This window comes from Streptomyces sp. CA-146814 (assembly GCF_050942385.1).
Classification (GTDB): domain Bacteria; phylum Actinomycetota; class Actinomycetes; order Streptomycetales; family Streptomycetaceae; genus Streptomyces.
In genome coordinates, this window is sequence record NZ_CP192068.1 from 914,561 (window position 1) to 941,133 (window position 26,573).

Annotated in this window: 24 protein-coding genes and 7 tRNA genes; 13 read left to right on the plus strand and 18 right to left on the minus strand. The window is 71.7% G+C overall.

The features are described from left to right. Positions 1-44 precede the first annotated feature (44 nt). From ACQP09_RS03955 to pgsA, 7 genes are all read right to left on the minus strand, one after another. Positions 45-797, minus strand: coding sequence for a YebC/PmpR family DNA-binding transcriptional regulator (locus ACQP09_RS03955; RefSeq protein WP_026242063.1), 753 nt, complete (start codon positions 795-797; stop codon positions 45-47). A gap of 61 nt (positions 798-858) precedes the next feature. Next, positions 859-1,452: a pyridoxal 5'-phosphate synthase glutaminase subunit PdxT gene (gene pdxT, locus ACQP09_RS03960; protein ID WP_433396026.1), complete on the minus strand. Its 594-nt coding sequence runs from the start codon at positions 1,450-1,452 to the stop codon at positions 859-861. Between the two features lie 6 nt (positions 1,453-1,458). Then, positions 1,459-2,379 (minus strand): pyridoxal 5'-phosphate synthase lyase subunit PdxS, encoded by a 921-nt coding sequence (pdxS, locus tag ACQP09_RS03965; RefSeq protein WP_030589655.1) that lies wholly within the window; start codon positions 2,377-2,379, stop codon positions 1,459-1,461. A gap of 134 nt (positions 2,380-2,513) precedes the next feature. Beyond that, positions 2,514-3,062, minus strand: coding sequence for a hypothetical protein (locus ACQP09_RS03970; protein ID WP_433396029.1), 549 nt, complete (start codon positions 3,060-3,062; stop codon positions 2,514-2,516). Between the two features lie 65 nt (positions 3,063-3,127). Then, positions 3,128-4,288 carry a glycosyltransferase family 4 protein gene (locus tag ACQP09_RS03975; protein WP_433396031.1) on the minus strand — a complete coding sequence of 387 codons (1,161 nt, stop codon included), beginning with the start codon at positions 4,286-4,288 and terminating at the stop codon, positions 3,128-3,130. Positions 4,289-4,394: 106 nt separating this feature from the next. After that, complete coding sequence (locus ACQP09_RS03980) at positions 4,395-5,306, minus strand: phosphatidylinositol mannoside acyltransferase (protein ID WP_433396033.1); 912 nt, start codon at positions 5,304-5,306, stop codon at positions 4,395-4,397. After that, complete coding sequence (pgsA, locus tag ACQP09_RS03985) at positions 5,303-5,965, minus strand: phosphatidylinositol phosphate synthase (protein ID WP_433396035.1); 663 nt, start codon at positions 5,963-5,965, stop codon at positions 5,303-5,305. The genes ACQP09_RS03980 and pgsA overlap by 4 nt, the downstream gene beginning before the upstream one ends. A 267-nt stretch (positions 5,966-6,232) precedes the next feature. On the opposite strand from pgsA, the gene ACQP09_RS03990 reads away from it, so the two are divergent. After that, a complete protein-coding gene (locus ACQP09_RS03990) occupies positions 6,233-8,455 on the plus strand; it encodes an elongation factor G-like protein EF-G2 (protein WP_433396036.1) in 2,223 nt (740 codons plus the stop codon). A 179-nt stretch (positions 8,456-8,634) separates the two neighbouring features. Further along, positions 8,635-10,305 carry a hypothetical protein gene (locus ACQP09_RS03995; protein ID WP_433396038.1) on the plus strand — a complete coding sequence of 557 codons (1,671 nt, stop codon included), beginning with the start codon at positions 8,635-8,637 and terminating at the stop codon, positions 10,303-10,305. A 51-nt stretch (positions 10,306-10,356) separates the two neighbouring features. Here ACQP09_RS03995 and ACQP09_RS04000 read toward each other — a convergent pair whose 3' ends face one another. Next, positions 10,357-10,917, minus strand: a complete 561-nt coding sequence (locus ACQP09_RS04000) for an HIT family protein (protein ID WP_404067919.1) — start codon at positions 10,915-10,917, stop codon at positions 10,357-10,359. Between the two features lie 66 nt (positions 10,918-10,983). On the opposite strand from ACQP09_RS04000, the gene ACQP09_RS04005 reads away from it, so the two are divergent. Beyond that, positions 10,984-11,661 carry a potassium channel family protein gene (locus ACQP09_RS04005; protein WP_433396040.1) on the plus strand — a complete coding sequence of 226 codons (678 nt, stop codon included), beginning with the start codon at positions 10,984-10,986 and terminating at the stop codon, positions 11,659-11,661. Between the two features lie 29 nt (positions 11,662-11,690). Here the strand turns inward: ACQP09_RS04005 and thrS are convergent, their stop codons facing one another. The 3 genes from thrS to ACQP09_RS04020 all read right to left on the minus strand — a co-directional run bounded on the left by thrS (position 11,691) and on the right by ACQP09_RS04020 (position 15,608). Beyond that, positions 11,691-13,667, minus strand: coding sequence for a threonine--tRNA ligase (thrS, locus tag ACQP09_RS04010; RefSeq protein ID WP_433396041.1), 1,977 nt, complete (start codon positions 13,665-13,667; stop codon positions 11,691-11,693). A 100-nt stretch (positions 13,668-13,767) separates the two neighbouring features. Next, positions 13,768-15,018 (minus strand): hypothetical protein, encoded by a 1,251-nt coding sequence (locus ACQP09_RS04015; RefSeq protein ID WP_433396043.1) that lies wholly within the window; start codon positions 15,016-15,018, stop codon positions 13,768-13,770. Beyond that, positions 15,018-15,608 carry a DUF4365 domain-containing protein gene (locus tag ACQP09_RS04020; protein ID WP_433406482.1) on the minus strand — a complete coding sequence of 197 codons (591 nt, stop codon included), beginning with the start codon at positions 15,606-15,608 and terminating at the stop codon, positions 15,018-15,020. Before ACQP09_RS04020 ends, ACQP09_RS04015 begins: the two co-directional genes overlap by 1 nt. Positions 15,609-15,803: 195 nt before the next feature. On the opposite strand from ACQP09_RS04020, the gene ACQP09_RS04025 reads away from it, so the two are divergent. Next, positions 15,804-16,529, plus strand: a complete 726-nt coding sequence (locus ACQP09_RS04025; RefSeq protein ID WP_433396045.1) for a 3'-5' exonuclease — start codon at positions 15,804-15,806, stop codon at positions 16,527-16,529. 62 nt (positions 16,530-16,591) lie between these two features. Here ACQP09_RS04025 and ACQP09_RS04030 read toward each other — a convergent pair. Further along, positions 16,592-16,663: transfer RNA gene (locus tag ACQP09_RS04030), tRNA-Val, on the minus strand. Between the two features lie 219 nt (positions 16,664-16,882). Between ACQP09_RS04030 and ACQP09_RS04035 the strand changes: the two genes are divergently transcribed. Then, a complete protein-coding gene (locus ACQP09_RS04035) occupies positions 16,883-19,390 on the plus strand; it encodes an SCO7613 C-terminal domain-containing membrane protein (RefSeq protein ID WP_433396047.1) in 2,508 nt (835 codons plus the stop codon). A gap of 92 nt (positions 19,391-19,482) precedes the next feature. On the opposite strand, the gene ACQP09_RS04040 is transcribed toward ACQP09_RS04035, so the two are convergent. Together ACQP09_RS04040 and ACQP09_RS04045 are read right to left on the minus strand one after the other, a co-directional pair. Next, positions 19,483-19,554, minus strand: a tRNA-Val gene (locus ACQP09_RS04040). Positions 19,555-19,632: 78 nt separating this feature from the next. After that, positions 19,633-20,097, minus strand: coding sequence for a TIGR02611 family protein (locus ACQP09_RS04045; protein WP_433396049.1), 465 nt, complete (start codon positions 20,095-20,097; stop codon positions 19,633-19,635). A 190-nt stretch (positions 20,098-20,287) separates the two neighbouring features. Here ACQP09_RS04045 and ACQP09_RS04050 point away from each other — a divergent pair, with 190 nt between their 5' ends. Together ACQP09_RS04050 and ACQP09_RS04055 are read left to right on the plus strand one after the other, a co-directional pair. After that, the gene (locus ACQP09_RS04050) at positions 20,288-20,701 is read left to right on the plus strand and encodes an SsgA family sporulation/cell division regulator (protein ID WP_003959770.1); all 414 of its coding nucleotides are present in this window, start codon (positions 20,288-20,290) and stop codon (positions 20,699-20,701) included. Between the two features lie 267 nt (positions 20,702-20,968). After that, positions 20,969-21,571: a CGNR zinc finger domain-containing protein gene (locus tag ACQP09_RS04055; protein WP_433396051.1), complete on the plus strand. Its 603-nt coding sequence runs from the start codon at positions 20,969-20,971 to the stop codon at positions 21,569-21,571. A gap of 324 nt (positions 21,572-21,895) precedes the next feature. On the opposite strand, the gene ACQP09_RS04060 is transcribed toward ACQP09_RS04055, so the two are convergent. Continuing rightward, the gene (locus ACQP09_RS04060) at positions 21,896-22,363 is read right to left on the minus strand and encodes a hypothetical protein (RefSeq protein WP_433396053.1); all 468 of its coding nucleotides are present in this window, start codon (positions 22,361-22,363) and stop codon (positions 21,896-21,898) included. Between the two features lie 181 nt (positions 22,364-22,544). On the opposite strand from ACQP09_RS04060, the gene ACQP09_RS04065 reads away from it, so the two are divergent. Beyond that, positions 22,545-23,060, plus strand: a complete 516-nt coding sequence (locus ACQP09_RS04065; RefSeq protein ID WP_433396055.1) for a DsbA family protein — start codon at positions 22,545-22,547, stop codon at positions 23,058-23,060. A 27-nt stretch (positions 23,061-23,087) separates the two neighbouring features. Here the strand turns inward: ACQP09_RS04065 and ACQP09_RS04070 are convergent, their stop codons facing one another. From ACQP09_RS04070 to ACQP09_RS04080, 3 genes are all read right to left on the minus strand, one after another. Next, positions 23,088-23,924: a GNAT family N-acetyltransferase gene (locus ACQP09_RS04070; RefSeq protein WP_433396057.1), complete on the minus strand. Its 837-nt coding sequence runs from the start codon at positions 23,922-23,924 to the stop codon at positions 23,088-23,090. A 73-nt stretch (positions 23,925-23,997) separates the two neighbouring features. Beyond that, positions 23,998-24,819: an aminotransferase class IV gene (locus ACQP09_RS04075; protein ID WP_433396059.1), complete on the minus strand. Its 822-nt coding sequence runs from the start codon at positions 24,817-24,819 to the stop codon at positions 23,998-24,000. Further along, positions 24,816-25,874, minus strand: coding sequence for a chorismate-binding protein (locus ACQP09_RS04080; RefSeq protein ID WP_433406483.1), 1,059 nt, complete (start codon positions 25,872-25,874; stop codon positions 24,816-24,818). The genes ACQP09_RS04075 and ACQP09_RS04080 overlap by 4 nt, the downstream gene beginning before the upstream one ends. 174 nt (positions 25,875-26,048) lie before the next feature. Here ACQP09_RS04080 and ACQP09_RS04085 point away from each other — a divergent pair. The 5 genes from ACQP09_RS04085 to ACQP09_RS04105 all read left to right on the plus strand — a co-directional run bounded on the left by ACQP09_RS04085 (position 26,049) and on the right by ACQP09_RS04105 (position 26,523). Continuing rightward, positions 26,049-26,121: transfer RNA gene (locus ACQP09_RS04085), tRNA-Gly, on the plus strand. A gap of 38 nt (positions 26,122-26,159) precedes the next feature. Then, positions 26,160-26,233 (plus strand) — tRNA-Cys (locus tag ACQP09_RS04090). Position 26,234: 1 nt separating this feature from the next. Further along, positions 26,235-26,306, plus strand: a tRNA-Val gene (locus ACQP09_RS04095). A 37-nt stretch (positions 26,307-26,343) separates the two neighbouring features. Further along, positions 26,344-26,415: transfer RNA gene (locus tag ACQP09_RS04100), tRNA-Val, on the plus strand. A 33-nt stretch (positions 26,416-26,448) separates the two neighbouring features. Beyond that, positions 26,449-26,523, plus strand: a tRNA-Val gene (locus ACQP09_RS04105). Positions 26,524-26,573 lie beyond the last annotated feature (50 nt).

A 26,573-nucleotide genomic window follows, 5' to 3' on the forward strand; every position in this document is an offset into this window, starting at 1 on the left:
TGTGTCCCCGTCGGCCCGTCGAACCGTGCTGTGCCGGCCGCGCCTCAGGCGTCGACCTTCTCCATGACCTCGTCGGAGACGTCGAAGTTGGCGAAGACGTTCTGCACGTCGTCGCTGTCCTCCAGCGCGTCGATGAGCTTGAAGATCTTGCGCGCGCCCTCTTCGTCCAGCTCGACCTGCATGGTCGGCAGGAAGTTGGCCTCGGCGGAGTCGTAGTCGATGCCCGCCTCCTGGAGTGCCGTGCGCACCGCGACCATGTCGGTGGCCTCGCTGACCACCTCGAAGGTCTCGCCGAGGTCGTTGACCTCCTCGGCGCCCGCGTCGAGCACCGCGCCGAGGACGTCGTCCTCGCCCAGCTCGCCCTTGGGGACGATCACGACGCCCTTGCGGTTGAAGAGGTACGAGACGGAGCCCGGGTCGGCCATCGAGCCGCCGTTCCGGGTCATCGCGACACGTACGTCGGAGGCGGCGCGGTTGCGGTTGTCGGTGAGGCACTCGATGAGCACCGCGACACCGTTGGGGCCGTAACCCTCGTACATGATCGTCTCGTAGTCGGCGCCGCCCGCTTCGAGACCGCCGCCGCGCTTGACCGCGGAGTCGATGTTCTTGTTCGGGACGGAGCTCTTCTTCGCCTTCTGGATGGCGTCGACGAGCGTCGGGTTGCCATCGGGGTCCACGCCGCCGGAGCGCGCCGCGACCTCGATGTTCTTGATCAGCTTCGCGAAGAGCTTGCCGCGCTTGGCGTCAATCACGGCCTTCTTGTGCTTCGTCGTAGCCCATTTAGAGTGGCCGGACATCTGCCTTCTCCTTCGCGTCACCAAAATCGAGTCGAACCCGAGAGATCCTACCGGGGTCCGCTCACTTCACTGCGCGCACCATCTCCACGAACAGAGCGTGCATGCGGTGGTCGCCGGTCAGTTCGGGATGGAACGACGTGGCGAGGACATTTCGCTGCCGTACGGCCACGATGTGGCCACCGTGCTCGGCGATGACCTCGGCCTCGGCCCCGACGGACTCCACCCAGGGCGCGCGGATGAAGACGCCTTCCACCGGGCCGCCGTCGATGCCGTCGACCTCGACCGCGGCCTCGAAGGACTCGTTCTGCCGGCCGAAGGCGTTGCGCCGCACGATCATGTCGATGCCGCCGACGGTCTCCTGGCCCGAGCGCGGGTCCAGGATCTTCTCCGCCAGCAGGATCATCCCGGCGCAGGTGCCGTAGACCGGCATCCCGGCGCGGACCCGCTCGCGGAGCGGCTCCATCATGCCGAAGAGGACCGCCAGCTTGGACATGGTGGTCGACTCGCCGCCGGGGATGACCAGGCCGTCGACCTCCGCCAGCTCCTCGGGGCGCCGGACCGGCCTGGCCAGGGCGTCCGCCGAGGCCAGGGCGATCAGGTGCTCCCGTACGTCGCCCTGGAGTGCGAGGACGCCGATCACAGGGGTGTCGCTCATCAGTGGTTACCAGCCGCGGTTGGCGTAGCGCTCGGACTCGGGCAGGGTGTCGCAGTTGATGCCGACCATGGCCTCGCCCAGGTTGCGGGAGGCGTCCGCGATGACCTTCGGGTCGTCGTAGAAGGTGGTGGCCTTCACGATGGCGGCGGCGCGCTTGGCCGGGTCGCCGGACTTGAAGATGCCGGAGCCGACGAAGACGCCCTCGGCACCGAGCTGGCGCATCAGCGCGGCGTCGGCCGGGGTGGCCACACCACCGGCGGAGAACAGCACGACCGGCAGCTTGCCGAGCTCGGCGACCTCCTTGACCAGCTCGTAGGGGGCGCGGAGGTCCTTGGCGGCGGCGTACAGCTCGTTGTTGTCGAAGCCGCGCAGGCGGGCGATCTCGTTCTTGATCTGGCGCAGGTGGCGGACGGCCTCGACGACGTTGCCGGTGCCGGCCTCGCCCTTCGAGCGGATCATGGCCGCGCCCTCGGCGATGCGGCGCAGGGCCTCGCCCAGGTTGGTGGCACCGCAGACGAAGGGGGTGGTGAAGGCGAACTTGTCGCTGTGGTTGACCTCGTCGGCCGGGGTCAGGACCTCGGACTCGTCGATGTAGTCGACGCCGAGGGACTGGAGGACCTGGGCCTCGACGAAGTGGCCGATGCGGGACTTGGCCATGACCGGGATGGAGACGGCCCCGATGATCTCCTCGATCATGTTGGGGTCGGACATCCGGGCCACGCCGCCGTCCTTGCGGATGTCGGCCGGGACCCGCTCCAGGGCCATGACGGCCACGGCGCCCGCGTCCTCGGCGATCTTCGCCTGCTCGGCGTCGACGACGTCCATGATCACGCCGCCCTTGAGCTGCTCGGCCATACCGCGCTTGACGCGGGCGGTGCCGGTGGCGGCGGACTCGGCGGACTGCGGGGTGCTGGGAAGCGTGGACACGGGACCTCACTCGGTGAAAGACGCTGGATTACTGCATCGCCGAGCAAACGCTGTGGGAGCAGTCCACAGCAAGGGCCAATAGGGAGGGCGTGGATCGTTTTCCGCCCAGGACCAGGTTCCAGTTCCGCCCAGGACTAGGTTCCGGGGCGGTCCGCGAGCGCGGTGGGAGGCGCGTCGTCCATCTCGAAGGCGAGCGGGAACGGGGCGTGTCCGGCCAGCCGGAACAGCCGTACGGTACGGTGTCGGCGCAGCGCCCGGGCCGCGCGCACGGAGTCGTTGTGGAAGCGCCGGGCCATCGGTACGCGGCGTACGGCGGCGGCCAGTTCGGTGGCCGCGTCCTCGCCGCCGGGGACCTCCTTCACCGCCTCCACCTGGGCCGGTTCGCCGAAGACGGCGCGCAGGGCGGCGCTCAGCTCGCTCTCGGCGACCTCGCGGTGGTCCTCCTCGGCCTGGCGGGCGGCGTGCGCGGCCTCGTACAGGACGATGGAGGCGGCCGGGTCCAGGACGCCGGAGGTGGCCAGCTCCTGGGTGACCGAGGCGCGGCGCAGGAGTTGGGCGTCGAGCGCGGCGCGGGCGGCGTCGATCCGGGAGTGCAGGCGGTCCAGGCGGCCGGCGGTCCAGCTGAGGTAGACGCCGATCGCGATGAGGGCGACGACGATCCAGACGATGAGGGTTACGGTCACGGGCCCACACGCTACCGTCGACGCGGCCCCGCCCTTTCACGGGAACCCGCCGGGTGCACGTCCCCTCAGTCCCGCGCCAGCCCGAACCGGGCCCGCAGCCCCGACCGCTCGTCCTCCGCGACCGACGCGGCCCCGTCCGTCACCGTCTCGTACACCGCGAGGATGTCGGCCCCCACGGTCCCCCAGTCGAACCGCCGTACGTGCGCCTCGCCGCGCTCCCGCAGTCCGGCCCGGCGCTCCGGGTCGCCCAGCAGCCGGATCGCGGCGGCGGCCAGCGCGTCGGCGTCCTCGTTGGCGAAGAGGTCGCCCGCCGCGCCCTGGTCCAGCACCTGCGCGAAGGCGTCCAGGTCGCTCGCGAGGACCGGCGCACCCGCCGACAGCGCCTCCACCAGGATGATGCCGAAGCTCTCGCCGCCGGTGTTCGGGGCCACGTACACATCGACGCTGCGCAGCAGCCGGGCCTTGTCCTCGTCGCTGACCATGCCGAGGAACTCCACGCGCTCGCGCAGCTCCTTCGGCAGCGAGGCCACCGCCTCCTCCTCGTCCCCGCGCCCGGCGACCAGCAGCCGGGCCTCGGGGTGGGCGGCGAGGATGGCGGGCAGGGCCTTCATCAGGACGGGCAGGCCCTTGCGGGGTTCGTCGATGCGGCCGATGAAGCCGAGGGTCCCGCCCTGCCACTCGGCCTTCGGCTCGGCCTTGGCGAAGAAGCCGACGTCGACACCGTTCGGGATGACCACGGCGTCCCCGCCGAGGTGCTCGACCAGCGTGCGCCGGGCGTACTCGCTCACCGCGATCCGCGCGCTGATCTTCTCCAGGGCGGGCTGGAGGATCGGATACGCGGCGATCATGGCCCGGGAGCGCGGGTTGGAGGTGTGGAAGGTCGCCACGATCGGGCCCTGCGCCGACCAGCACGCGAGCAGGCCGAGCGAGGGGGAGGTCGGCTCGTGGATGTGGATGACGTCGAAGGTGCCGTCGTGGAGCCAGCGCCGGACCCGCGCGGCGGAGAGGAAACCGAAGTTCAGCCGGGCGACGGAGCCGTTGTACGGGACGGGGACGGCCCGGCCCGCCGAGACGACGTACGGCGGCAGCGGGGTCTCGTCGTCGGCCGGGGCCAGGACGGAGACGGTGTGGCCGAGGCCGATGAGGTGCTCGGCCAGGTCCCGGATGTGGAACTGGACGCCGCCGGGGACGTCCCAGGAGTACGGGCAGACGATGCCGATCTTCACGTGCGCTCTCCCGGGAGTCCGGTCTTCATGTGCTCTCCGCAGAGTCCGGTGGCCATGTGCTCTCCCCGGCGTCCGGCATTCACGTGCGCTCCCCGGGCTTCGGTCGTCACGTGCGCTCTCCCCGGGGGTCCAGGTCGTCCAGCCAGAGCCGCTGGAGCATGTGCCAGTCCTCCGGGTGTTCGGCGATGCCGCCGGCGAAGGCGTCGGCCAGCCCCTGTGTCATGGCGGCGGTCTTCTCCGCGCGGGTGCCTTCCTCCGGTGCCTCGATCGCCGGGTGGACGCGCGCTCCCATCACCGGAGTGCCGTCGTACCAGAGGGTCACCGGCAGCAGCAGCGCGCCCGTCTGCTGAGCGAGCAGCGCCGGTCCGGCCGGCATCCGGGCGGTGGCGCCGAAGAACGACACCTCGACGCCGGAGGCGGAGAGGTCCCGGTCGGCGACCAGGCAGACCAGACCGCCCGCGCGCAGCCGCCGGGCCAGCGTGCCGAAGGCCGCTCCGCCGCTGTGCGGCAGGACCTCCATGCCGAGGCCCTCGCGGTAGGCGACGAACCGGTCGTAGAGCGATTCGGGCTTCAGCCGCTCGGCGACGGTGGTGAAGGGGACCTTCAGGTCGGTGGTGACCCAGGCTCCGGCGAGGTCCCAGTTGCCGAGGTGCGGCAGGGCGATGATCACACCGTTCCCGGCGTCCAGGCCCTCGGTCAGGTGGTGGGCGTCCTTGACGTCGATGCTCGCCTTGATGCGCTCCGGGGTCCAGGTCGGCAGCCGGAACGACTCCATCCAGTACCGCATGTACGAGCGCATCCCGGCCTTGGACAGCTCGGCCAGCCGCTCCGGGCCCGCGTCCGGGACGACCCGCGCCAGGTTCGACTCCAGGCGCAGCACGCTCTTGCCGCGCCGCTTCCAGACCCGGTCCGCGATCGTACGGAAGAAGGCCTCGGCGGCGGGCTCGGGCAGCTTCTTCACCGCGCCCCAGCCGAGCCCGTACAGACCGTCGGTGATCCGGCCCTTGAGCGCGCTCACCGGTCGGCCGGTCCGCCGGCGGCCGAGGCGGCATCGGCCTCGGCGGATTCACGGCGTACGGTCACCACGCGCTGGACCAGCGTCACCAGGGAGCCCACGGCGACGATCCACAGCGCGATCGGGAGCAGGATGTCGATGTGCGGGACACCGAAGGCGTGCAGTCCGGCGAGACCGGCGGCGACCAGCGAGATGACCAGGCGTTCGGCGCGCTCCACCAGCCCGTTCACCGCGACCGGCAGGCCGATCGACTCGCCGCGCGCCTTCGTGTACGAGACCACCTGACCGCTGGCCAGGCAGAAGATCGCGACGGCGCAGAGGATGTTGTCGTCACCGCTGCCCGCGTACCAGAGGGCGAAGCCGGCGAAGATCGCGCCGTCCGCGACCCGGTCCAGCGTCGAGTCCAGGAACGCGCCCCAGCGGCTGGAGATCCCGGCCTGCCGGGCCATGTTGCCGTCGACCAGGTCGGAGAAGACGAAGAGCGTGATGACGATGGTGCCCCAGAAGAACTCCCCCATCGGGAAAAAGACCAGCGCACCTGCCATCACTCCGGCCGTGCCGATGAGAGTGACCGCGTCGGGGCTGACCCCGAGGCGGAGCAGCAGGGCGGCGAACGGGGTGAGGACACGCGTGAAAAATGCACGCGCGTACTTGTTCAGCATGGCTTTCCCGAGGGTTCGGCTGGCCGAGCGGCCCCATCGGCCACCGGCTGGCCCATCGTAGTCACGACCGGTGCCCTCCACCGGACGGGCACCCTTCGCAGCGGTGTCGCCGGAAGCCCGGCGGCCTCGCCCGACGTATGGACGCGTCGGCGCCCGGGTGCCAAGCTCGAAGGACCGAGGCCGCCTCGGCGGCTCTCCCCGTATCCGCCGTCCAGCGCGGTCGGCTGCTCCCCCTCCCGTACCGCGTGACCCACCGGGAGGCACACCATGGGCGAGAAGACGCACGCACACACCGGGGCCGCCGGAGGAGTACCGGCGGCCGGCCATCCCGCCGCCGTACGGAACGTGGTGCTGGTCGGCCACAGCGGTTCGGGCAAGACCACCTTGGTCGAGGCCCTGGCCCTGACGGCGGGGGCACTCAACCGGGCGGGCCGGGTCGAGGACGGGGCGACCGTCTCCGACCACGACGAGATCGAGCGGCGCCGGCACCGCTCCGTCCACCTCTCGGCGGTCCCGGTGGCCTGGGACGGCTGCAAGGTCAACCTCCTGGACACACCTGGGTACGCCGACTTCGTCGGGGAGCTGCGGGCCGGTCTGCGGGCGGCGGACGCGGCCCTCTTCGTCGTCTCGGCGGCCCAGGAGGCCGAGTCCGTGGCCGCGACCACGCGCGCGGTGTGGGAGGAGTGCGCGCTCGTCGGGATGCCGAGGGCGATCGTCGTCACCCATCTCGACACCGCGCGCACCTCCTTCGCGGAGATGACCCGGATCTGCGCGGAGACGTTCGGCGGGGACGACCCCGATGCCGTACTGCCTCTCTATCTGCCGGTCCTCGGCCCGGAGGCCGCCGACGGGCACGCGCCGCTCACCGGACTGACCGGGCTGCTCACACAGCGGATCCTGGACTACTCCTCCGGGGAGCGGGCCGAGCTGCCGCCCGCGCCGGATCAGGAGGAGGCGCTCACGCAGGCCCGCAACCGGCTGATCGAAGGGATCATCGCCGAGAGCGAGGACGAGTCGCTGATGGACCGCTACCTCGACGGCGGAGGCAACACCATCGATATATCGACACTGATCGCGGACCTGGAGCGGGCCGTGGCCCGGGGCACCTTCTTTCCGGTGCTGGCCGCCGCTCCGGCCGCCGAGGGCGCCCGGCAGGGCATCGGCACGGTGGAGCTGCTGGAGCTGATCACGCGCGGCTTCCCGACCCCGCTCGAGCGCACCCCGCCCACCGTCACCACACCCTCCGGCGAGCCCAGGACCGCCCCGGCCTGCGATCCGGACGGCCCGCTGCTCGCGGAGGTCGTCAAGACGTCGTCCGACCCGTACGCGGGCCGGATCTCGCTGGTGCGGGTCTTCTCCGGCACGCTGCGGCCCGACGACACCGTGCACCTGTGCGGCCACGGCCTGGACGCGGCGGGCCGGGAGCCGCACCCCTGTCACGAGGCGGAGGTCCGGGTGACCGCGCTGACCTCGCCGTTCGGCCGGCAGCAGCATCCGGTGGACCGGTGCGTCGCCGGCGATCTGGTCTGCGTGGCCCGGCTCGGCGAGGCGGAGACCGGAGACACGCTCTCCGCCTCCGGCGCCCCGGTCCTCATCGAGCCCTGGTCGACCCCGGACCCGCTGCTCCCGACGGCCGTACGGGCGCACGGAAAGGCGGACGAGGACAAGCTCTCACACGCGCTGGCCCGGCTGGTCGCGGAGGACCCGACCCTGCGCCTGGAGCAGAACCCGGACACCCACCAGGTCGTCCTGTGGTGCCTGGGCGAGGCCCACCAGGAGGTCGCGCTGGAGCGGCTGCGCAGCCGGTTCGGCGTCCAGGTCGACGCCGAACCGCACCGGGTCGCGCTGCGCGAGACGTGTCGCGGGCGGGGAGCCGGGCGCGGACGGCATGTCAAACAGTCCGGCGGGCACGGGCAGTTCGCGATCTGCGCGATCGAGGTGGAGCCGCTGCCCGCGGGCAGCGGCATCGAGTTCGTGGACAAGGTGGTCGGCGGTTCGGTGCCGCGCCAGTTCATCCCGTCGGTGGAGAAGGGCGTACGGGCCCAGGCCGCCCGCGGCCTGTCCGCCGGACATCCGCTCGTCGACGTGCGGGTCACGCTGCTCGACGGCAAGGCGCACTCGGTGGACTCCTCCGACGCCGCCTTCCAGACCGCCGGTGCGCTCGCTCTGCGCGAGGCCGCCGCGGACGCCCGCGTCCAGCTCCTGGAACCGGTCTGCGAGGTCGCCGTGCTGGTCCCGGACGATTACGTGGGCCCGGTGATGAGCGACCTGTCCGGGCGGCGCGGCCGGGTGGTGGGCACCGAGCAGAGTCCGGGCGGACGCACCCTCGTACGGGCGGAGGTGCCGGAGACGGAGATCGGCCGGTACGCGCTCGACCTGCGCTCCCTGACCCACGGCACCGGCCGGTTCGACCGTACGCACGCACGGTTCGAGGCGATGCCGCCGCAGCTCGCGGAGAAGGTCCGCGCGGAGCTGTCAGACAGGCCCTAGCGACGGATCACCCGGCGCGTGACCGGCGCACTGTCGCAAACACCGCCCGCGTCCTGTTGGGTGACGGACGGTACGAGGGTCCGGACGATACGCTGTGGGCGCAGCTCAGAAGGTATGCCGCGTACGGTAGTTGGGCACACCGCAGGAGCAGACCGTGCGGCGAGTGGGGGCGACAGACAGTGGCCAGCGACGTATTCGACTTCTCACCCGGGGCGCAGATCCCGATCCAGGGGTCCGGCGGCCAGTCGGTGGCGACCAATGCCCTGGCCTCGGCGGCGTACCGGGACAGCCCGGTGGACGTGATCCTCGACGCCAACAGCGACTGGCACAAGTCGACGGTGAAGCCGGGCGCCTCCAAGCTCTTCAAGTCCGACTACTTCAAGCCGAATCTCGGTGAGGCGTTCTCCCGGGCCGTCCAGGAGCGCATGCTCGGCGGCTCCCGCAAGGCGCTCATCCAGTCCTTCGGCACCGATCCGCAGACGGTGGTGGAGCACTGCCTGTCCGCGAACAACCTCCGCAAGGCGCGCGACACCCGGCTGACGCTGATCACGGTGGTGTTCGGCTTCCTGTTCCTGCCGGGCATGATCGCCTGGGTCATCGCCTTCCGGATCAAGGACACGCTGGCCAGGTCCAAGGACCCCGCGTTCCGGGCGGTCGGCACGGTGCTGCTCGCCGCGTTCGGGATCGGCGCGCTGATCCTGCTGTGGAAGCTGCCGACGGACCGCTTCTGGCCGCTCTACGTGCGGGGGGCGATCGTCGCACCGCTGATCGGCTGGTTCCTCGCCAAGCGGGTCGCGGAGACCTCGGCCCGCGATCTGCGGGCGCGCTGGGACGGGCTGCTGTCCGGCACCGGGGTGATCGCGAAGATCCCGGAGGCGGTGCCGAAGAACCCCAACGAGACCGCGCGTGAGGAGCTGCGCCAGTCGCTGGAGAAGCTCTCCGCCGAGCAGCAGTCCAACGCGGTCTTCTACGCCGGCCCCAAGGGCATCCTCGGCATGGGCACCCGGTGGGGCAGCTGGCAGCTGGCCGAGGAGCTGACGCCGAAGGACCCGACGAAGGAGATCCACCAGTTCCGCAGCTGGGACCTGATCCGGATCATCCACGACCAGCTGAAGATGCTGGAGCGCGGCCCGCTGAACACCGGCGGCTTCCCCAAGCCGTCCGTGAAGCACTGGATCGTCTCCCCCATCGGCGAGAACGCCGACTCCGTCTCCCGCCCGGACGGCGAGGACGTGGCGACCTTCCAGGTGAAGCCGCACGAGATACAGCGGATCTGCAACCACCAGCAGTTCGGCAGCGGTGACCGGCACTACCTGGGCGTGCAGTTCACGCTCTGGGACGGCCAGCTGGTGATCACGATGATGATCACGGTGACCGTGCTCCACGAGACGCTGCGCATCGAGGTCACCGGCCACGCGCTGGGCCCGGTGCACGGGCTGTTCTTCGCCAAGCCGGCGGCTCGGACGAAGACGGTCAACAAGACCGTGAGGTTCTGGGAGACCCGGGACATCCAGCTGCCGGTGGTGGAGGCGCGGGAGGTCGTCCGGCTCGCGCTGCGGGCGCCCTTCACCTGGTATCCGCCGGTGCTGGACTACCTGGGCGGGAAGATAGTGCTGCCGGAGCCCTTCGGACTGCGGCACGCCTGGGCGGCCAAGCCGTGGAACCACCGCTTCATGGCGGACGACGCGATGCGCGCGGCGACGCCGGTGCTGCGCGTGGTCCACTCGGCGGCGATGCGGGTCCTCGCGGAGAACGGCGTGGACACCGAGCGCTTCGACAACCGCTCGATGATACTGAGCGGCCTCGTCCAGGACCCGTCCCCGCGCAAGGCCGACGTGTACGACGCGTAGGCGGCGTACGTACGGAGGAGGGGCACCCCTCCTCCGTACCGGCCCGGATCCTCAGCCCGCCGGCCAGGCGCCCGCCAGCATCGCCCGGGTGTCGCCCAGCAGCTGCGGCAGCACCTTGGTGTGGCCTATCACCGGCATGAAGTTGGTGTCCCCGCCCCAGCGCGGCACCAGGTGCTGGTGCAGATGGGCGGCGATCCCGGCCCCGGCGACCGAGCCCTGGTTCATCCCGATGTTGAAGCCGTGCGCCCCGGAGGCGGTGCGCAGGGCCGCCATCGCCCGCTTGGTGAAGTCCGCCAGCTCGGCCGTCTCCGGACCGTCCAGCTCGGTGTAGTCGGCGACGTGCCGGTAGGGGACGACCATGAGGTGCCCGCCGTTGTACGGGTAGAGGTTCAGCACCGCGTAGACATGCTCGCCGCGCGCCACCACGAGGCCGTCCTCGTCGGATTTCGCCGGAATCGAACAGAACGGGCAGCCGTCCTCGGCCCCCGGGCCGCTCGGCTTGTCCTGACCCTGGATGTACGCCATCCGATGGGGCGTCCACAGACGCTGAAACGCGTCCGGCGTCCCCACGCCGATCTGCTGCTCCGGCTCACTCGTCATGCCGATCAGCATATTGCGTCACTCCGGCGGAGCGTGTCGCCGGGGCCGCACCGCTTCGCCGCCCGCGATGCTGAGGCGATGAGCGACCGCCCCGCCCACGAGCCACCCGCCCGGCTGACCCGCTGGGAGCAGCGCACGGAGGTTCCGCTCTTCCTCGCGGGGCTGCTCTTCCTCACCGGGTACGCGGTCCGGGTGCTGACCCCGCACGAGGCCGAGCCGTGGAACGACATCGCGCTGACCCTCGTCTGGTCGACCTGGCTGCTCTTCCTCGTCGACTACGTGGCACGGCTGCACCTCAGCGGCCTGGGTTCGCGCTTCCTCCGCGTGCGCTGGCTCGACACGGTGGTCCTGCTGCTGCCGCTGCTGCGCCCGCTGCGGATGGTGCAGGTCTACCAGGCGGTGCAACGCCGCCGCGACCGGCCGCGGCTGAACCTGTACGCGCGCGTGATGGCGTACGCGGGCATGACCGTCGGCCTGCTCGGCTTCGCCGCCGCGCTCGCCGTCTACCACTTGGAGCACACGGCTCCCGGCGCCTCGATCCGCACGTTCGGCGACGCGGTGTGGTGGGCGTGCGCGACGCTCACGACGGTCGGTTACGGGGACGCCACACCGGTCACGTTCTGGGGACGGGTGGTCGCGGCGGGGCTGATGGCGTGCGGGCTGGCGCTGCTGGGAGCGGTGACGGGGTCGTTCTCGTCGTGGCTGATCCAGGTGTTCACGCGCGAGGACGAGAAACGGCCCCCGGAGCGCGGGTAGCGCTCCGGGGGCCGCTCCTGTCGTGCGGATCAGACCTGTACGCGGTCCTCGACGGCCTTCGCGATCTTGGCGAGGGCCTCGTCGACCGGGATGCCGTTCTCCTGCGAACCGTCGCGGTAGCGGAAGGAGACGGCACCGTTGGCCATGTCCTCGTCACCAGCGATGATCATGAAAGGAACCTTGTTCTTCTGCTGGTTGCGGATCTTCTTCTGCATCCGGTCGGAGGACGCGTCCACGTCCACCCGCAGCCCCTGCTTGCGCGCCTTGGCGGCGAACTCCTGGAGGTACGGGATGTGGGCGTCGCCGATCGGGATGCCGACGGCCTGGACCGGGGCGAGCCAGACCGGGAAGGCGCCCGCGTAGTGCTCCAGGAGCACGGCGAAGAAGCGCTCGATGGAGCCGAACAGGGCGCGGTGGATCATGACCGGGCGCTGCTTGGAGCCGTCGGGGCCGGTGTACTCCAGGTCGAAGCGCTCCGGCAGGTTGAAGTCGAGCTGCACGGTCGACATCTGCCAGGTCCGGCCGATGGCGTCCTTGCACTGCACGGAGATCTTCGGGCCGTAGAACGCGGCGCCGCCCGGGTCCGGGACCAGGGGCAGGCCCTGCTTCTCGGCGACCTGGCGGAGCGTCTCGGTGGCCTCTTCCCAGGTGTCGTCCGAGCCGACGTACTTCTCCGGGTCCTTGGTGGAGAGCTCCAGGTAGAAGTCGGTGAGCCCGTAGTCGCGGAGCAGGTTCAGCACGAAGGTGAGCGTGCGGTCGAGCTCCTCCGCCATCTGCTCCTTGGTGCAGTAGATGTGCGCGTCGTCCTGCGTGAAGCCGCGCGAGCGGGTCAGGCCGTGCACGACGCCCGACTTCTCGTACCGGTACACCGTGCCGAACTCGAAGAGGCGCAGCGGCAGTTCACGGTAGGAGCGGCCGCGCGCGTCGAAGATCAGGTTGTGCATCGGGCAGTTCATCGGCTTGAGGTAGTAGTCCACCCCGTCGTCGAGCTGCATGGGCGGGTACATGCCGTCGGCGTACCAGTCCAGGTGGCCGGACTGCTCGAAGAGCTTGCCCTTGGTGGCGTGCGGGCTGTAGACGAACTCGTAGCCCTCCTCCTCGTGGCGGCGGCGCGAGTAGTCCTCCATGGCCCGGCGGATGACGCCGCCCTTGGGGTGGAAGACCGCGAGGCCGGGGCCGATCTGGTCGGGGAAGGAGAAGAGGTCCAGCTCGTTGCCGAGCTTGCGGTGGTCGCGCTTGGCGGCCTCCTCCAGGAACTCCAGGTGCGCCTTCAGCTCGTCCTTGGTCGGCCAGGCGGTGCCGTAGATGCGCTGGAGCATCGGGTTCTTCTCGCTGCCGCGCCAGTACGCGGCGGCGTTGCGCATCAGCTTGAACGCCGGGATGAACCGGGTGGTCGGCAGGTGCGGACCGCGGCAGAGGTCCTTCCAGCACAGGTCGCCGGTCTTGGCGTCCAGGTTGTCGTAGATGGTCAGCTCGCCGCCGCCCACCTCGACGTCCGCGCCGTCGTCCGAGGAGGCGGAGCCCTTGATGCCGATGAGCTCCAGCTTGTACGGCTCGTCGGCGAGCTCCTCGCGCGCGGCCTCGTCGGAGACCACGCGGCGGGAGAACTTCTGACCCCGCTTCTGGATCTCCTGCATCTTCTTCTCGATGGCCTTGAGGTCCTCGGGCGTGAACGGCTTCTCGACGTCGAAGTCGTAGTAGAAGCCGTCCTTGACCGGCGGGCCGATGCCGAGCTTGGCCTCGGGGAAGAGCTCCTGCACGGCCTGGGCCATGACGTGCGCGGTGGAGTGGCGCAGGATGTTCAGGCCGTCCTCGGAGGAGATCTCCACCGGCTCGACGGACTCGCCGTCCTGGAGCTCGTACGAGAGGTCCTTCAGCTCGCCGCCGATGCGCGCGGCGACGACGGTGCGCTGACCGGGGAAGAGCTCACCGGCGGTCGTGCCCGTCGTCACCACGTGCTCTTCCCGCTCGGAATCGCGTTGGATGATCACACGGACGTCTGACACCGGTCTCTCCTGACTGAGGGGGATGCCTGCCTTCATCTGGCCAGGCAAGACGAATCGTACCGAGCCCCCAGCCCCCGATGCGAACGCCTTCCGGGCCGGGCTACGGCTCCTCCCCCGCGCACGCCTCCTCGAAGAAGTCCACGTTCTCCTGGAGCGACTTCATCAGCCGGTCCCGCTCCGCCTCGTCGACCTGGACGGGCGCCACCTGCGTCGCCCCGGTCAGCCGCCGGAACCCGCCCCGCCGCTCCAGCCGCCCCTCCACCCGCAGCGTCAACCCGACGAGGTGGGCGTGGCCGGCGATCCGGTACGCCTCCTCGTCCAGCTCCACCCGTACGTGTGCGACCTCCGCCCCCGCCAGCACCCGCAGCCGTACGATCCCGGCGCCACGCGGCCCGGAGCGGCGGAGCCGGACCACCGCACCGGTGATCCGGACCGGGACGGCGGGCTCCTCGCGCAGGTAGCGGGCTCCGGCGGAGCGCAGGGCGGGCAGGTCGCCCGGCGAGAACTCGACGGGTGCGGGCCGGACCGGGCAGCCGTCCGGGGTGCCTGCGGCGGGCGCCCACCGCACGTCGATCCCGGCCCCTTCACTGCCGCGCACCAGGGTCACCAGCGCCTCGGTCAGTTCCCGGCTGACGCCCGCCGCCACCGCGCTGTCGAAGGCCTCCATGCCGCCGGTGGCCCGCTGGTAGTCCACGGCCTCGCGGGTGGCGTGCAGGGCGTGGCAGAGCTGTACGGCGACGGCACGCCCGGAGCCGACGGGCACGAACGCGGTGAGCCGGCGGCCGCCCGGCGCGGGCCCGATCAGCGTGCCGTCCAGCGCCGCCCGGGCCTTCCTGCGGTGCCGGGCCCCGTGGTAGCCGGCCCGGCCGCGCGCCGCGAGCGCCCCGGCCAGCAGGATCTGCCGGGCCGCCGACCGCAGCTCCTCCGCCTCCGCCCATTCCGAGGCGCCCGCCGCCCCGGCCGCCGATTCGGGGACCTCGCGCCACCAGCGGACCTCGTCACTGGGGACGGCGAGGGAGACCAGGATGTCCCGGGCGGAGGGAGCGGCGCTCCGGGAGAGGGCGGTGAGCGCCTCGGAGAGCAGGTCGTCGGTGTCGGGGAAGGCGGCGTTCTCGGGCACGAGCAGGCTGGCGCCGGCACCCGGCCCGGGCGGGGACCAGCGGCTGTAGCGACCGGCCGCTCCCCCGCGCCGCTGCCAGCCGTAGCGGCGCAGGAGCGCGGTGAGCACCGCCGGGTCGGGCAGCGGCGTGCCGTCGCCGCCCGGGTCGGCGTACTCCTTGCTCACGGCAGGATGCGAGCGGGCGCCGAACAGCTCCGCCGGGCCCGTGGGTTCGTCCATCGACCGGTGCATCAGGGTCTCCCTCCGGCCCCGACCCGGGCCATGATGTCGCAGAGTGCTCGGTCGTCGAAGATCCGCGCGGTCGGGATGGGCACGGTGGTCCGGTACCGGCCCGTCACCGCGTGGCCGGCCAGGTTGGTCCAGTAGCAGCAGTGCCGCAGATCGAGGCTGCCGGGCCCGGCGCGCAACCACTCGTCCTGGCTGCGCGGCACGATCATCACCACCAGGATCTTGTGCACCGAGACCGGGGTGCGGGCCAGCTTGACGAGATGGGCGTTGTCGAGCGTGAAGGAGAACGCTCCGCCCGCCGGGTGCGGCGGTATCTGGTAGGTGCACTTGAGCTGCACCTTGATGGTCACCTCGTCGTCGACGGTGTGGGCGGCGGCGCCGTGGCTGACGTGCCAGTCGATGCCGTTGTCGGGGAAGGGCTGGGAGAGCGAGCAGCCCGCCGCCGCCGCGACGGCGTGGAGGTAGCCCACCTGGAGGGTCTCCATGCAGGCGGTGGTGGCGAGGGAGCCGCGCAGCGTGGCGGTCGGCTGGTCCACCGGCCCGAACCCTTCGGCGCGGGCGAGCCCTCCTGGATCGGGCTGCGCGAACGCCATGGCCCCGTATGCCTTTCCGGACATGCCGTCAGAAGTGACGTCGGATGAGGTGGTGGAGCAACTTCCTTGGCTCCCACCTGTGTTGTCACCGCAGGAGAACGCCCGCAAACGGCGTATCAGGCAAACAGCACGGGTATCACCGATATCGGGCAGAGGAATCACTCCATCTGCCGTGCAGGTGCGAGGAGTTCGGGGATGATGCACTGGTTCGAAGGGCCGCTGGCCGCTTTTGACACGGAGACGACAGGCGTGGACGTCGAGCGGGACCGGATCGTCTCGGCCGCTCTCGTCGCGCAGGACACGACGGGCGGACGCGTCCGCACCACCCGCTGGCTGGTCAATCCGGGGATCCCGGTGCCCGCCGGGGCGACCGAGATCCACGGGCTGACCGACGATCACCTGCAGCACAACGGCCGTTGGCCCGCGCCGGTGATGGACGAGATCGCCCGTTCGCTGGCCGAGAGCTGCGCGACGGGCCGCCCGCTGGTCGTGATGAACGCACCGTTCGACCTGACGCTGCTGGACCGCGAGCTGAAGCGGCACCGGGCCTCGTCGCTGGCGGGGTATATGGCGGACGTGCCACTGCGCGTGGTGGACCCCCGGGTGCTCGACAAACACCTGGACCGCTACCGCAAGGGCCGCCGCACGCTCACCGACCTCTGCGAGGTGTACGAGGTTCCGCTCGACGGCGCCCACGACGCGGCGGCGGACGCCTCGGCCTCACTGGAGCTCGTACGCGCGATATGCCGGCGCTTCTCGTCCCGGCTGGAGCGGCTCTCACCGGCCGAACTCCACACGCTCCAGGCCACTTGGCACGCGGCGCAGGCGCGCGGCCTGGAGGCGTGGTTCGCGAGGAGCGGGACACCGGAGGCGGTGGATCCGGCGTGGCCGCTGCGCCCGGAGCTGCCCGCCGCGGCCTGAACGAGCGGCCCGGACAAGCAGAAGCCGGTCCGCCGTGATGCTTGGCGGACCGGCTCTCCCGGTGGGCGATACTGGGTTCGAACCAGTGACCTCTTCGGTGTGAACGAAGCGCTCTCCCACTGAGCTAATCGCCCGGGAACGGGTTGAACCATACAGGGCTCGGCGGGCTTCGTTCAAACCGCTTCCGCACACGTCTCCGCCGGCGCTCACCCCACGTCTCCACGGGCGCTCACCCCGCGTCTCCACGGGCGCTCACCCGACGTCTCCACCGGCGCTTACTCAGGCGCGGAAACGCGGAAACTGAGTATGCGAGCGCATGTACGAGGCGGAGGGCCGGGGCGACACTCCCGTACATGGAACATGTGCCGCCGCCCGCCGAGGAACTGGCGCTCCTCGACCGAGAACTGGCCCAGCTGGACGCCCGCCGGGCCCAGCTGCTGACCCGCCGCGCCTGGCTGGTCAGCGCGTTGCAGCCGCAGCCGCAGACGCCGAACGGACCGCGCTGGAGCACCCCGCCCGTCGGCCACGGCTGGGCCCCGGGCCAGGCGTGGGGGTCCGTGGAGCGGAGCGCGAAGCCGTCCGCTCCGCGCAGCGCGCAGAACGTGCTGCTGACGCTCGGCGGGCTGCTGCTGACGGTCGCGGCCGTCGCGTTCACCCTCGTCAGCTGGGGCTCGATGGGCATCGGCGGCCGGTCGGCGGTCCTGGCCCTGGTCACCGTGGCGGCGCTCGCCGCTCCGGCCGTCCTGCTGCGCCGGAAGCTGGCGGCCACGGCGGAGGCGCTGGCGGCGCTCGCCCTGGTCCTCACGCTGCTGGACGTCTACGCGGTCCAAGCGGTGGCGGCGCCGGACGCCGACGGGCTCACCTTCACCGCCGTGGCCTCGGCGGTGCTCGCCGCGCTCTGGGCCGCCTACGGCCTGGCGCTGGGCAAGCTGCACCTGCCACTGCCCGCCGCCGTGTTCTTCGTCCAGTGGCCGCTGCTGCTCGGCGCCTGGGCGGCCGGTGCTCCGGCGATCGTGGTCGGCTGGGCGCTGCTGGTGACGGCCGTGATCGACGGGGCGATCGTGCTGTGGGGCAAGCGTCTGGGCGCACGGGTCACGGCGGGCCTCGGTCTGGCGGTGATGGGGTCCGCCGCGCTGCTGACGGGGCTCGGCGAGTCGCTGACGGCCGACGGCCCGCTCGGTGCGGTGCTGCCGGGCGCGCTGCTGTTGACGGCGGCCGTGGCGGCGCTGGCCGGAGCCTGGCGAGCCCCGAACGGCTATGCGCAGATCGGCGGCGCGGTGGCCGGTCTGGCGGCGGTGGCGGCGGTCGGCGGCGTGCTGCGGGCGGCGGTGCCGGGCAGCTGGCACGTTCCGGCGTATCTGCTCTGCGGGCTGGCCCTGCTGTTCGTCGTACGGGCCGGGCTGCCGCGGAGCGCGGGGCGCGGGGTGCTGATGGCGGCGGGCGCGGTGGTGGCCGGTGCGCTGGTGTGGGCGCTGCCTCCGGTCGCGGCGGTGCTGCTGGGCCCGGTCCAGGTGGTCGCCGAGGTGTGGGCGGGCGCGCCGGACGGGTTCCAGGCCGCGCTCGGGGAGTCGATGGGGTGGTCGGAGCTGGTCACGGCTCCGGTGGTGCTCGCGGTGGTGACGGGCCTGCTCGGCGCGGCGTACCGGTGGTGGCCGTCGCTGGTGCGGACCGCGGCGCCGCTGGTGACGCCGGGTGCGAAGGTGCGCGGTGCGGCGGGCGCGGGGGCGCTGGCCCTCGGCTGGGGGACGCTGCTGCTGGCGGCGGCGGTGCTGGGGGTGCCGTATCCGGTCGCGGTGGCTCTGGAGACGGCGCTGGTGGCGGGGCTGCTGGTGGTGGCGGTGCGGGGTGCGGGGGGCTCCCCCGCCGGTCCGACGGGAGCCGTGGGCGGTGGCCGGTCCGCCGTGGCGGTGACCGCGCTCGTGGGCGCGGTCGGCGGGGCGGTGAGCGTGGGGCTGCTGGCGCTGGCGTCGGAGGCCGCGACGTACGCGGTGTTCGGGGCGCTGGTGGTGCTCTTCGCCGGGGCGGCGGTGCGGACGCGTGCGGTGGTGGAGCAGGCGGTGCTCGCGGTGACCGCGGTGGTGTGGGGCACGGCGCTGACCGGGTGCGTGGCCGGATCCCTGGGGCTCGCGCCGCACGAGGCCGCGCCGCTGCTGCTCGTGGTGCCCGCGGTGACGGTGCTGCTGGGGGCGCGGCTGCGGCTGCACCCGGTGGCGTTGCCGGTGGAGCTGGCCGGGGCGCTGGGTGCGCTGGTGGCCGTCGGGCTCGCGGTGCCGGAGGCGCCGTTCCTGGCCCTGGTGCTCGCGCTGTGCGGGGTGCTGGCGGCGGGGGCGGCGGTGCGCCCGGAGCGGCGGCCGGTGGCGGGGTACCTGGCGGCGGTGCTGTTCGTGGCGGCGACCTGGGTCCGGCTGGCCGCCTCGGAGGTGTCGGCCCCGGAGGCGTACACCCTGCCGGTGACGGTGCCCGCGCTGGTGGTCGGCGTACTGCGGCGGCGCAGGGACCCCGAGGCGTCCTCCTGGACGGCGTACGGGCCGGGGCTCGCGGCGACGCTGCTGCCGAGCCTGGCCGTGGCCTGGACCGACCCCGACTGGCTGCGGCCGCTGCTGCTGGGCGTGGCGGCGCTGGTGATCACGCTGCTGGGGGCGAAGTACCGGCTCCAGGCGCTGCTGCTGCTCGGCGGATCGGTGCTGGCCGTGGTCGCGCTGCACGAGCTGGCTCCGTACGTCGTCCAGGTGGCGGGCGCACTGCCGCGCTGGCTGCCGCCGGCGCTGGCCGGGCTGCTGCTGCTGGCGGTGGGAGCCACGTACGAACAGCGGCTGCGGGACGCGCGCAAGCTGAGGGACGTGGTGGGCCGGATGCGGTGAACGGCCCCCGGTCCGGGGCCCTGCGGGGCCCCGGACCGGGGGAAACGCAGAGGCCCCGAGACATGGAACATGTCTCGGGGCCTCTGTCCGGGTGGGCGATACTGGGTTCGAACCAGTGACCTCTTCGGTGTGAACGAAGCGCTCTCCCACTGAGCTAATCGCCCGGGCGCACCGCAAACATTACCCCATGTCAGCGGTGCTTCCGGACCGTCCCCGGCACCGGCCGGCGACGGCCCGCGGTCCTACTCGCCGACCGTCCACGGCAGGGCGAGGCCGAACTTCCAGACGTAGATCCCGACCAGCACCGCCATGATCACCAGCCCCACCGTGGTGAGGATGATGTTGCGCCGCCGGACCTTGGGATCCAGCGCCCGCTGCGCGGCCTCGGTCACCTTGCGCTTGGTCCAGCGCAGCACCAGCTGGGCCCAGACGAACTCGGTCGCCCAGATCGCCATACCGCCGAAGATCACCAGCCAGCCGGGTCCCGGCAGCACCAGCATCAGCACACCGGCCACCACGACACCGAGGCCGACGACGAAGACGCCGACCTGCCAGCTCAGGTGCAGCGGCTTCGACGCCTTGATGAAGCCCGGCGCCCGCGATCCCAGCTCGCGTTCCACCTTTTCCACTCTGGTCGTGCCCCCCGGAGCGGACCCCGTGGACGCCTTCTCGGCAGCCTCGATCCGCTCGTCACTCTCCGCATTCATGGAGCTCAACCTACCCGACCCGTCGTCGTCACTTGAATGGGCGCATGACTCAAAGTTACACACCGCTGGGCGAGGGACCCGAAGCATCACAAATGGGTCAGAGGGGTTTACAACGCCACCGTAGGTGGCATGTCGATTTCGCCGACGTGCGAATCCCCGAGCGCACACTGAGCGAAAGGCCCTGGCGCTTATGAACACCACGGTCAGCTGCGAGCTGCACCTGCGCCTCGTTGTGTCGAGCGAGTCCTCACTGCCTGTTCCCGCGGGCCTGCGGTATGACACGGCCGATCCCTATGCCGTGCACGCCACCTTCCACACCGGAGCGGAGGAGACGGTCGAGTGGGTTTTCGCCCGTGACCTCCTCGCCGAAGGGCTGCACCGGCCCACCGGCACCGGAGACGTCCGCGTCTGGCCATCTCGTAGTCACGGTCAAGGCGTCGTATGCATCGCCCTGAGCTCTCCAGAGGGAGAAGCCCTGCTCGAGGCTCCGGCGCGAGCCCTGGAGTCGTTCCTGAAAAGGACCGACGCCGCGGTTCCGCCCGGCACCGAGCATCGTCACTTCGATCTCGACACGGAGCTCTCCCACATCCTGGCCGAGAGCTGAGCCAGGCCGAGAGCTGCCGGCGCCGTCCGACTCGGGGAGACGGCGTCGCGCGGACAACCACATAAGGCAGACACCGGCGCCGGCGCCGCGGAACCCACCGCGGCGACGGCGCCTGTGCGTGCGCCAGGGCCCGGGAGCGGACCGGTGGGCCTTTTCCCTACCTCCGCTCCCCCGCGGGCCCGCACCGGGCCGTGGGGCGGCCGGGTGAGCCAGTAGAGTCAGCCGCCATCGGCAGGCGCCCGCCCGCCGGAGGCCTGGGAGCGAAGCGTGCTGATCCCTCACGACACCCGGATCGCCCTCGACACGGTGGTCGATCTGGTGAACACCGCACCGGAGAGCGAGCCGCCCGACGACGGCTCCGGCCCGACGGACGGGCTCGTGGACGGCCTGGAGGACGGGCTCGCCGATGTCGCGGCGCTGTACGCCTTCGCCGAGCGCCACCACATCAGCGGCGTCGGCACCCTCGGCGAGAAGGACCTCGGCGCCGTACGGGACGTCCGGGACCGCTTCGCCGACGTGTTCGCCGCACCTGACGCCCGTACCGCGGCCGACCTCGTCAACCGGCTCGTGGCCGCGGCCGGGACCACGCCCCAGCTCACCGACCACGACGGCTACGACTGGCACGTGCACTACTTCGCGCCGGACGCCTCGCTCGCCGACCACCTCGCCGCCGACTGCGGGATGGCCCTGGCCTTCATCATCGTGGCCGGCGAACAGGAACGACTGCGGCGCTGCGAGGCGCCCGACTGCGGGCGCGCCTTCGTCGACCTCTCGCGCAACCGCTCCCGGCGCTACTGCTCCAGCCGCACCTGCGGCAACCGGCTGCACGTCGCCGCGTACCGGGCCCGGCGCCGGGAGGCCGGGGCGTGAGGCGAGGCCGTCGGGCCGGGTCATAACAGGAACAGGTCATGCAGCGCAGCCATCAGCAGCAGGCTCCCGATGACCGTCAGGAAAATCATCAGGGGTGGCTGGGAAAGCGCGAAGAGGCAGCCACGGGGCTCTTCGGCGGGGGGTGCGGGGGCCTCGCCCCGGGATGTGTCCACCATCTCGGGGCGATCATGACTCACCTGAGGGCCGGTTGGCGATCAACCTTCGTCATTGCACCGGGAGTTCACCGTCCCGTGGTCCTCAGAATTCGCTCCGGCGTCCGAGATACCGTCAGGCATTCGGCCGGCCCGGCGAAATTCGGACGTTTCAGATGCCGTGCTTCTTCAGGATCGCCTCGATGTCGCTGAAGTCGTCGCCGGGCGCCGCGGCCTCCTGCTTCTTCTTCGGCTTCGCCGCCGGCGCCGCTGCCGCCGGACGGGCCTGGCTGCCGGCGCCGAGCGAGGGCGCGGAGGCGCCCGGGGCGACGGCCTCGTTGCGCTCGGCGGCCCGTGCCGCCTTGCGCTCGGCGCGGGTGGTGCCGCTGCGGCGCTCGACGGCCCGGGTGGTCATGAAGAGCGCCCAGGCGAGGCCGAGCACACCGAAGCCGATCCAGACGCTCGGCTTGAACGCGATGCCCGACAGCCACTCGACGACCCCGGTCAGAACGAGCCCGATCGGTACGAGGGAGTAGGCGGCGATCCTGGCCGCGGTGAGGAACCGCTTGCGGTAGGCGGTCACCGCGGCGATGCCCAGGCCCGCCGCCGACGCCGCGGAACAGATGGTCTCGGCAAGCATCGGGGCCTCCTGGCGCAGGGGAAACGTCCCCTCCATCCTGCACCGACGACCGGTGCGGAGGCCACGGCGCCGGTCCACTTCAGGGACATTTCAGGGCCCGGCTCCTCCGCAGGTGCCGGTCACCGCCGACGGCCGCAGCCGCGGATTGGGTGCTGTCCGCACGGCCTGGAAGACTGGCGCCATGAGCGATTCCACCCCTGCGGCACCGGTCGTCCTCGACGTCTGGTGCGATCTCGAATGCCCCGACTGCCACCGCGCCCTCAGCGATGTGCGCGCCGTGCGCGCCCGGTACGGCGACCGCGTCGAGATCCGGCTGCGCCACTTCCCGCTGGAGAAGCACAGGCACGCGTACGCCGCTGCGCAGGCCGCCGAGGAGGCCGCCGTCCAGGGCCAGGACTGGCCGTACATCGAGGCGCTCCTGTCCAGGACCGAGGAGCTCGGGAAGGCCGGTGAGCCGGTGCTGCTCGACGTGGCCCGCGAACTGGGCCTGGACACCGAGGAGTTCGACACCGCCCTCATCGACGGCCGCCATCTGCTGATCGTCGACGCCGACCAGGCGGAGGGCAAGGCGATCGGCGTCACCGGCACGCCCACCTATGTCATCGGGGACGAGCGGCTGGACGGCGGCAAGAGCCAGGAAGGGCTGCGCGAGCGGATCGAGGAGATCATCGACGGGCTGCTGGCCGCCCAGGACTGACGCGGGGGCCCGGAGGGCGGCGGCCGCCTACAGCGCCTTGGCCAGGTTGTACCGCGTCGTCGCGTAGCCGAGCGACTCGTACAGCCGCAGCGCCGGAGTGTTGGCGGCGAAGACGTGCAGGCCGAGGCGGTCGTGGCCCCAGGAGCGGGTCTCGTCCTCGGCGAGGAGCATCAGGGCCCGTCCGAAGCCGCGGCCCCGGTGCCCCTCGCGCACCTCCACGTCGAAGACGAAACCGGCGGTCCGGCCGGGCTCCAGCTCCCGCAGGGCCAGCCAGACATGGCCGACCACCTCGCCGCCGTGGACCAGCACCCGGAACCGTACGTTCTCGGTCGCCAGACCGTCCGGCAGGTTCCCGGCATGGTCGGCCTCCGACTTGAGCCGGGCGTGCTCGGGCGGTACGCCCCTCTCGATCCACTGCTGCGCGTACGACCGGACCGCCGCGCGCAGCCACTCCGCGTACTCCTGCTCGCTCATCGGCCGCGCGGTGAGGCCCTCGGGGAGGGGTACGGGGTCGGGGCCGAGGGTCTTGACCATGTTGCGGCTGCGTTCGGTGTAGCCGAGTGCGGCCGCGAGGCGCCGGGCGGGATCGTTGCCCGCCGGGACCTCGGTCCGTACATGGGTGCAGCCCCACCCCCTCAGCACCTCCTCGGCGGCGAGCGCGGCGATCGTGCCCCGGCCGCGCCTGCGCCGCGCCTCGTCGACGGCGAGGGAGCGCACGACTCCGGCGGAGGCGCCGAACGCGTCGTCGGTGCTGATCGACACGGCGCCGACGGGCCGGCCGTTGTCGCACACGTCGTAACTGCGCGCCCGCGCGCCGTCGGCGCCTTGCTGAAGCGGCCCGGACGGCCGGAGTGTCGTGGTCATCAAGGGTTTGTATCCCCTGCACGACCGCACGTCACGCGCATTTCCGGCCCCTAGCGGTCCGGTGTACGGGGCCTTACGGGTCCAGGTCGTTCCCGGCCCGCTCGTCGAAGATCCGCATGGCCTTCGCCGTCACCGGCCCGGGCTCCGGCGCCAGCTGCCGGTCGTCCACGCGGTGCACGGCCTGGATGTCGCGGAGCGTGGAGGTCAGGAAGATCTCGTCGGCCTCGGCGAGCACCTCCATCGGCAGATCGCTCTCCTCGGCCCCGGTCCACTCCACGGCCAGCGCACGGGTGATCCCCGCGAGGCACCCGGAGGCGACCGGCGGGGTGTGGATCCGGCCGTCCAGCACGACGAACACGTTGGACCCGGCCCCCTCGCAGAGCCGCCCGGCCGTGTTCGGGAAGAGCGCCTCGGATGCGCCCCGCTCGCGGGCCCGGGCGAGGGCGACGACGTTCTCGGCGTACGAGGTGGTCTTGAGGCCGGTCAGCGCGCCACGTTCGTTACGGGTCCAGGGGACCGTGATCACCGCGGTGGTGTCCGGGCGGCGGCTCACCGCGTCGAGCGCCACGACCAGGCTGGGTCCGGCGGTGCCGCGGTCGGAGCCGAGCGGGGAGAGGCCGCCGGTGTAGGTGATCCGCAGCCGGCCCAGGGCGGCCGGGTTGGCGTCGATGACCGCCGTCGCGGCCCGGCGGACCTCGTCCAGGTCCGGGTCGGGCAGGCCGAGGCCGCGCGCGGAGCGGGTGAGGCGGTCGAGGTGGCGGGTGAGGGCGAAGGGCCGGCCCTCGCTGGTGCGGACCGTCTCGAAGATGCCGTCGCCCACGGTCAGCCCGTGGTCGAGCACCGACAGCCGGGCATCGTCGGCGTCCCGCAGTCCGCCGTTGACCCAAATCCTCATGACGCGGTCCTTCCTGTCTGCCCGAACCCTGTCTGCTCGAACGTGCCCGACGCTACAGCCAGCAGCCGCGACGCCTTCAGCTCGGTCTCGTCCCACTCGCGCTCCGGGTCGGAGCCCCAGGTGATACCGGCGCCGGTGCCGAACCGCAGAAGGGGCGCGGGGCCGGTCCGGTCGATCCAGAACGTCCGTATGCCCACCGCCAGCGAGGCCGTACGCCGGTCGGCGTCGACCCAGCCGACCGCGCCGCAGTACGGCCCGCGCGGCGACCGCTCCAGCTCCTCGATGATCCGCAGCGCGCTGGACTTCGGGGCCCCGGTGACGGAGCCGGGCGGAAAGGCCGCCGTCAGCAGCTCCGGCCATCCCGCGCCTTCGGCCAGCTCGGCGCGCACGGTGGAGACGAGGTGGACGAGGCCCGGGTGCTTCTCGACCACGCAGAGGTCGGGGACGGTGACGCTGCCGGTCGCGCAGACGCGGCCGAGGTCGTTGCGGACCAGGTCCACGATCATGACGTTCTCCGCGTGATCCTTCTCCAGGAGATCGTCCTCGGTACGCCCGGTGCCCTTGATCGGCCCGGATTCGACGGTCCGCCCGTCCCGTCGCAGGAACAGCTCGGGCGACGCGGTGGTGACCTCCACGCCGTGATCCGGCAGGCGGATCGTTCCTGCGTACGGCGCCGGGTTGCCGCGCGCGAGCAGGGCGGTCAGGGCGTCCACGTCGGCCCGGCCGGGCTCGGCCTCGGGCAGCGGTGCGGAGAGGACCCGGCAGAGGTTGGCCTGGTAGACCTCGCCCGCCGCGATGTATTCACGGATCCGCCGCACGCCCGCCGTGTAGGCGTCACGGTCCAGCGAGCTCGCCCACTCCCCGGCACCGGGCCCGCGCCAGGCTCCGGGCACGGGGGCGGGCACCTCCTCCTTGCGTACGGAGGAGAAGCGGGCGCAGACCGTACGGCCCTCGAAATCGACGCATACCGCCCAGAACCCGGACGAGTCGAGAGCGGCGGGATCGTGGGTCACATCCTGGAGACCGGAGGCGACGAGGCCGCCGAAGCGGGCCATGGGAGCGAGGGGGAACACCCTGCTGAGTCTAGAACCGCCCACGATGACCTGCGCCGGGGCGACGGTACGGCGGCGCTACGGCGACCATCTGCGCAAACGCGTTTTTGTACTGGCCCGGGAATCCGCTAGAGTTCAACACGTCGCCGGGACGCGCAAGCGGACCGGGAAAGACAAGCGGACGTAGCTCAGTTGGTAGAGCGCAACCTTGCCAAGGTTGAGGTCGCCAGTTCGAACCTGGTCGTCCGCTCGCAGAAGGTGGGGGATTCTTCCCGAACCCCCACCCCTGGTGGAGTGGCCGAGAGGCGAGGCAACGGCCTGCAAAGCCGTCTACACGGGTTCAAATCCCGTCTCCACCTCCAAGGACGATTAGCTCAGCGGGAGAGCGCTTCCCTGACACGGAAGAGGTCACTGGTTCAATCCCAGTATCGTCCACTGATCCGCAAGGATCACCGGTCCGTAAGGATCACCCGCGCGATTAGCTCAGCGGGAGAGCGCTTCCCTGACACGGAAGAGGTCACTGGTTCAATCCCAGTATCGCGCACGCAGTACACAGCAGTACACGCATGGTCATCCCGCGCGATTAGCTCAGCGGGAGAGCGCTTCCCTGACACGGAAGAGGTCACTGGTTCAATCCCAGTATCGCGCACCACCGAGAACCCCCGGTCATCTCCACGACCGGGGGTTCTTCCGTCGTGCCGG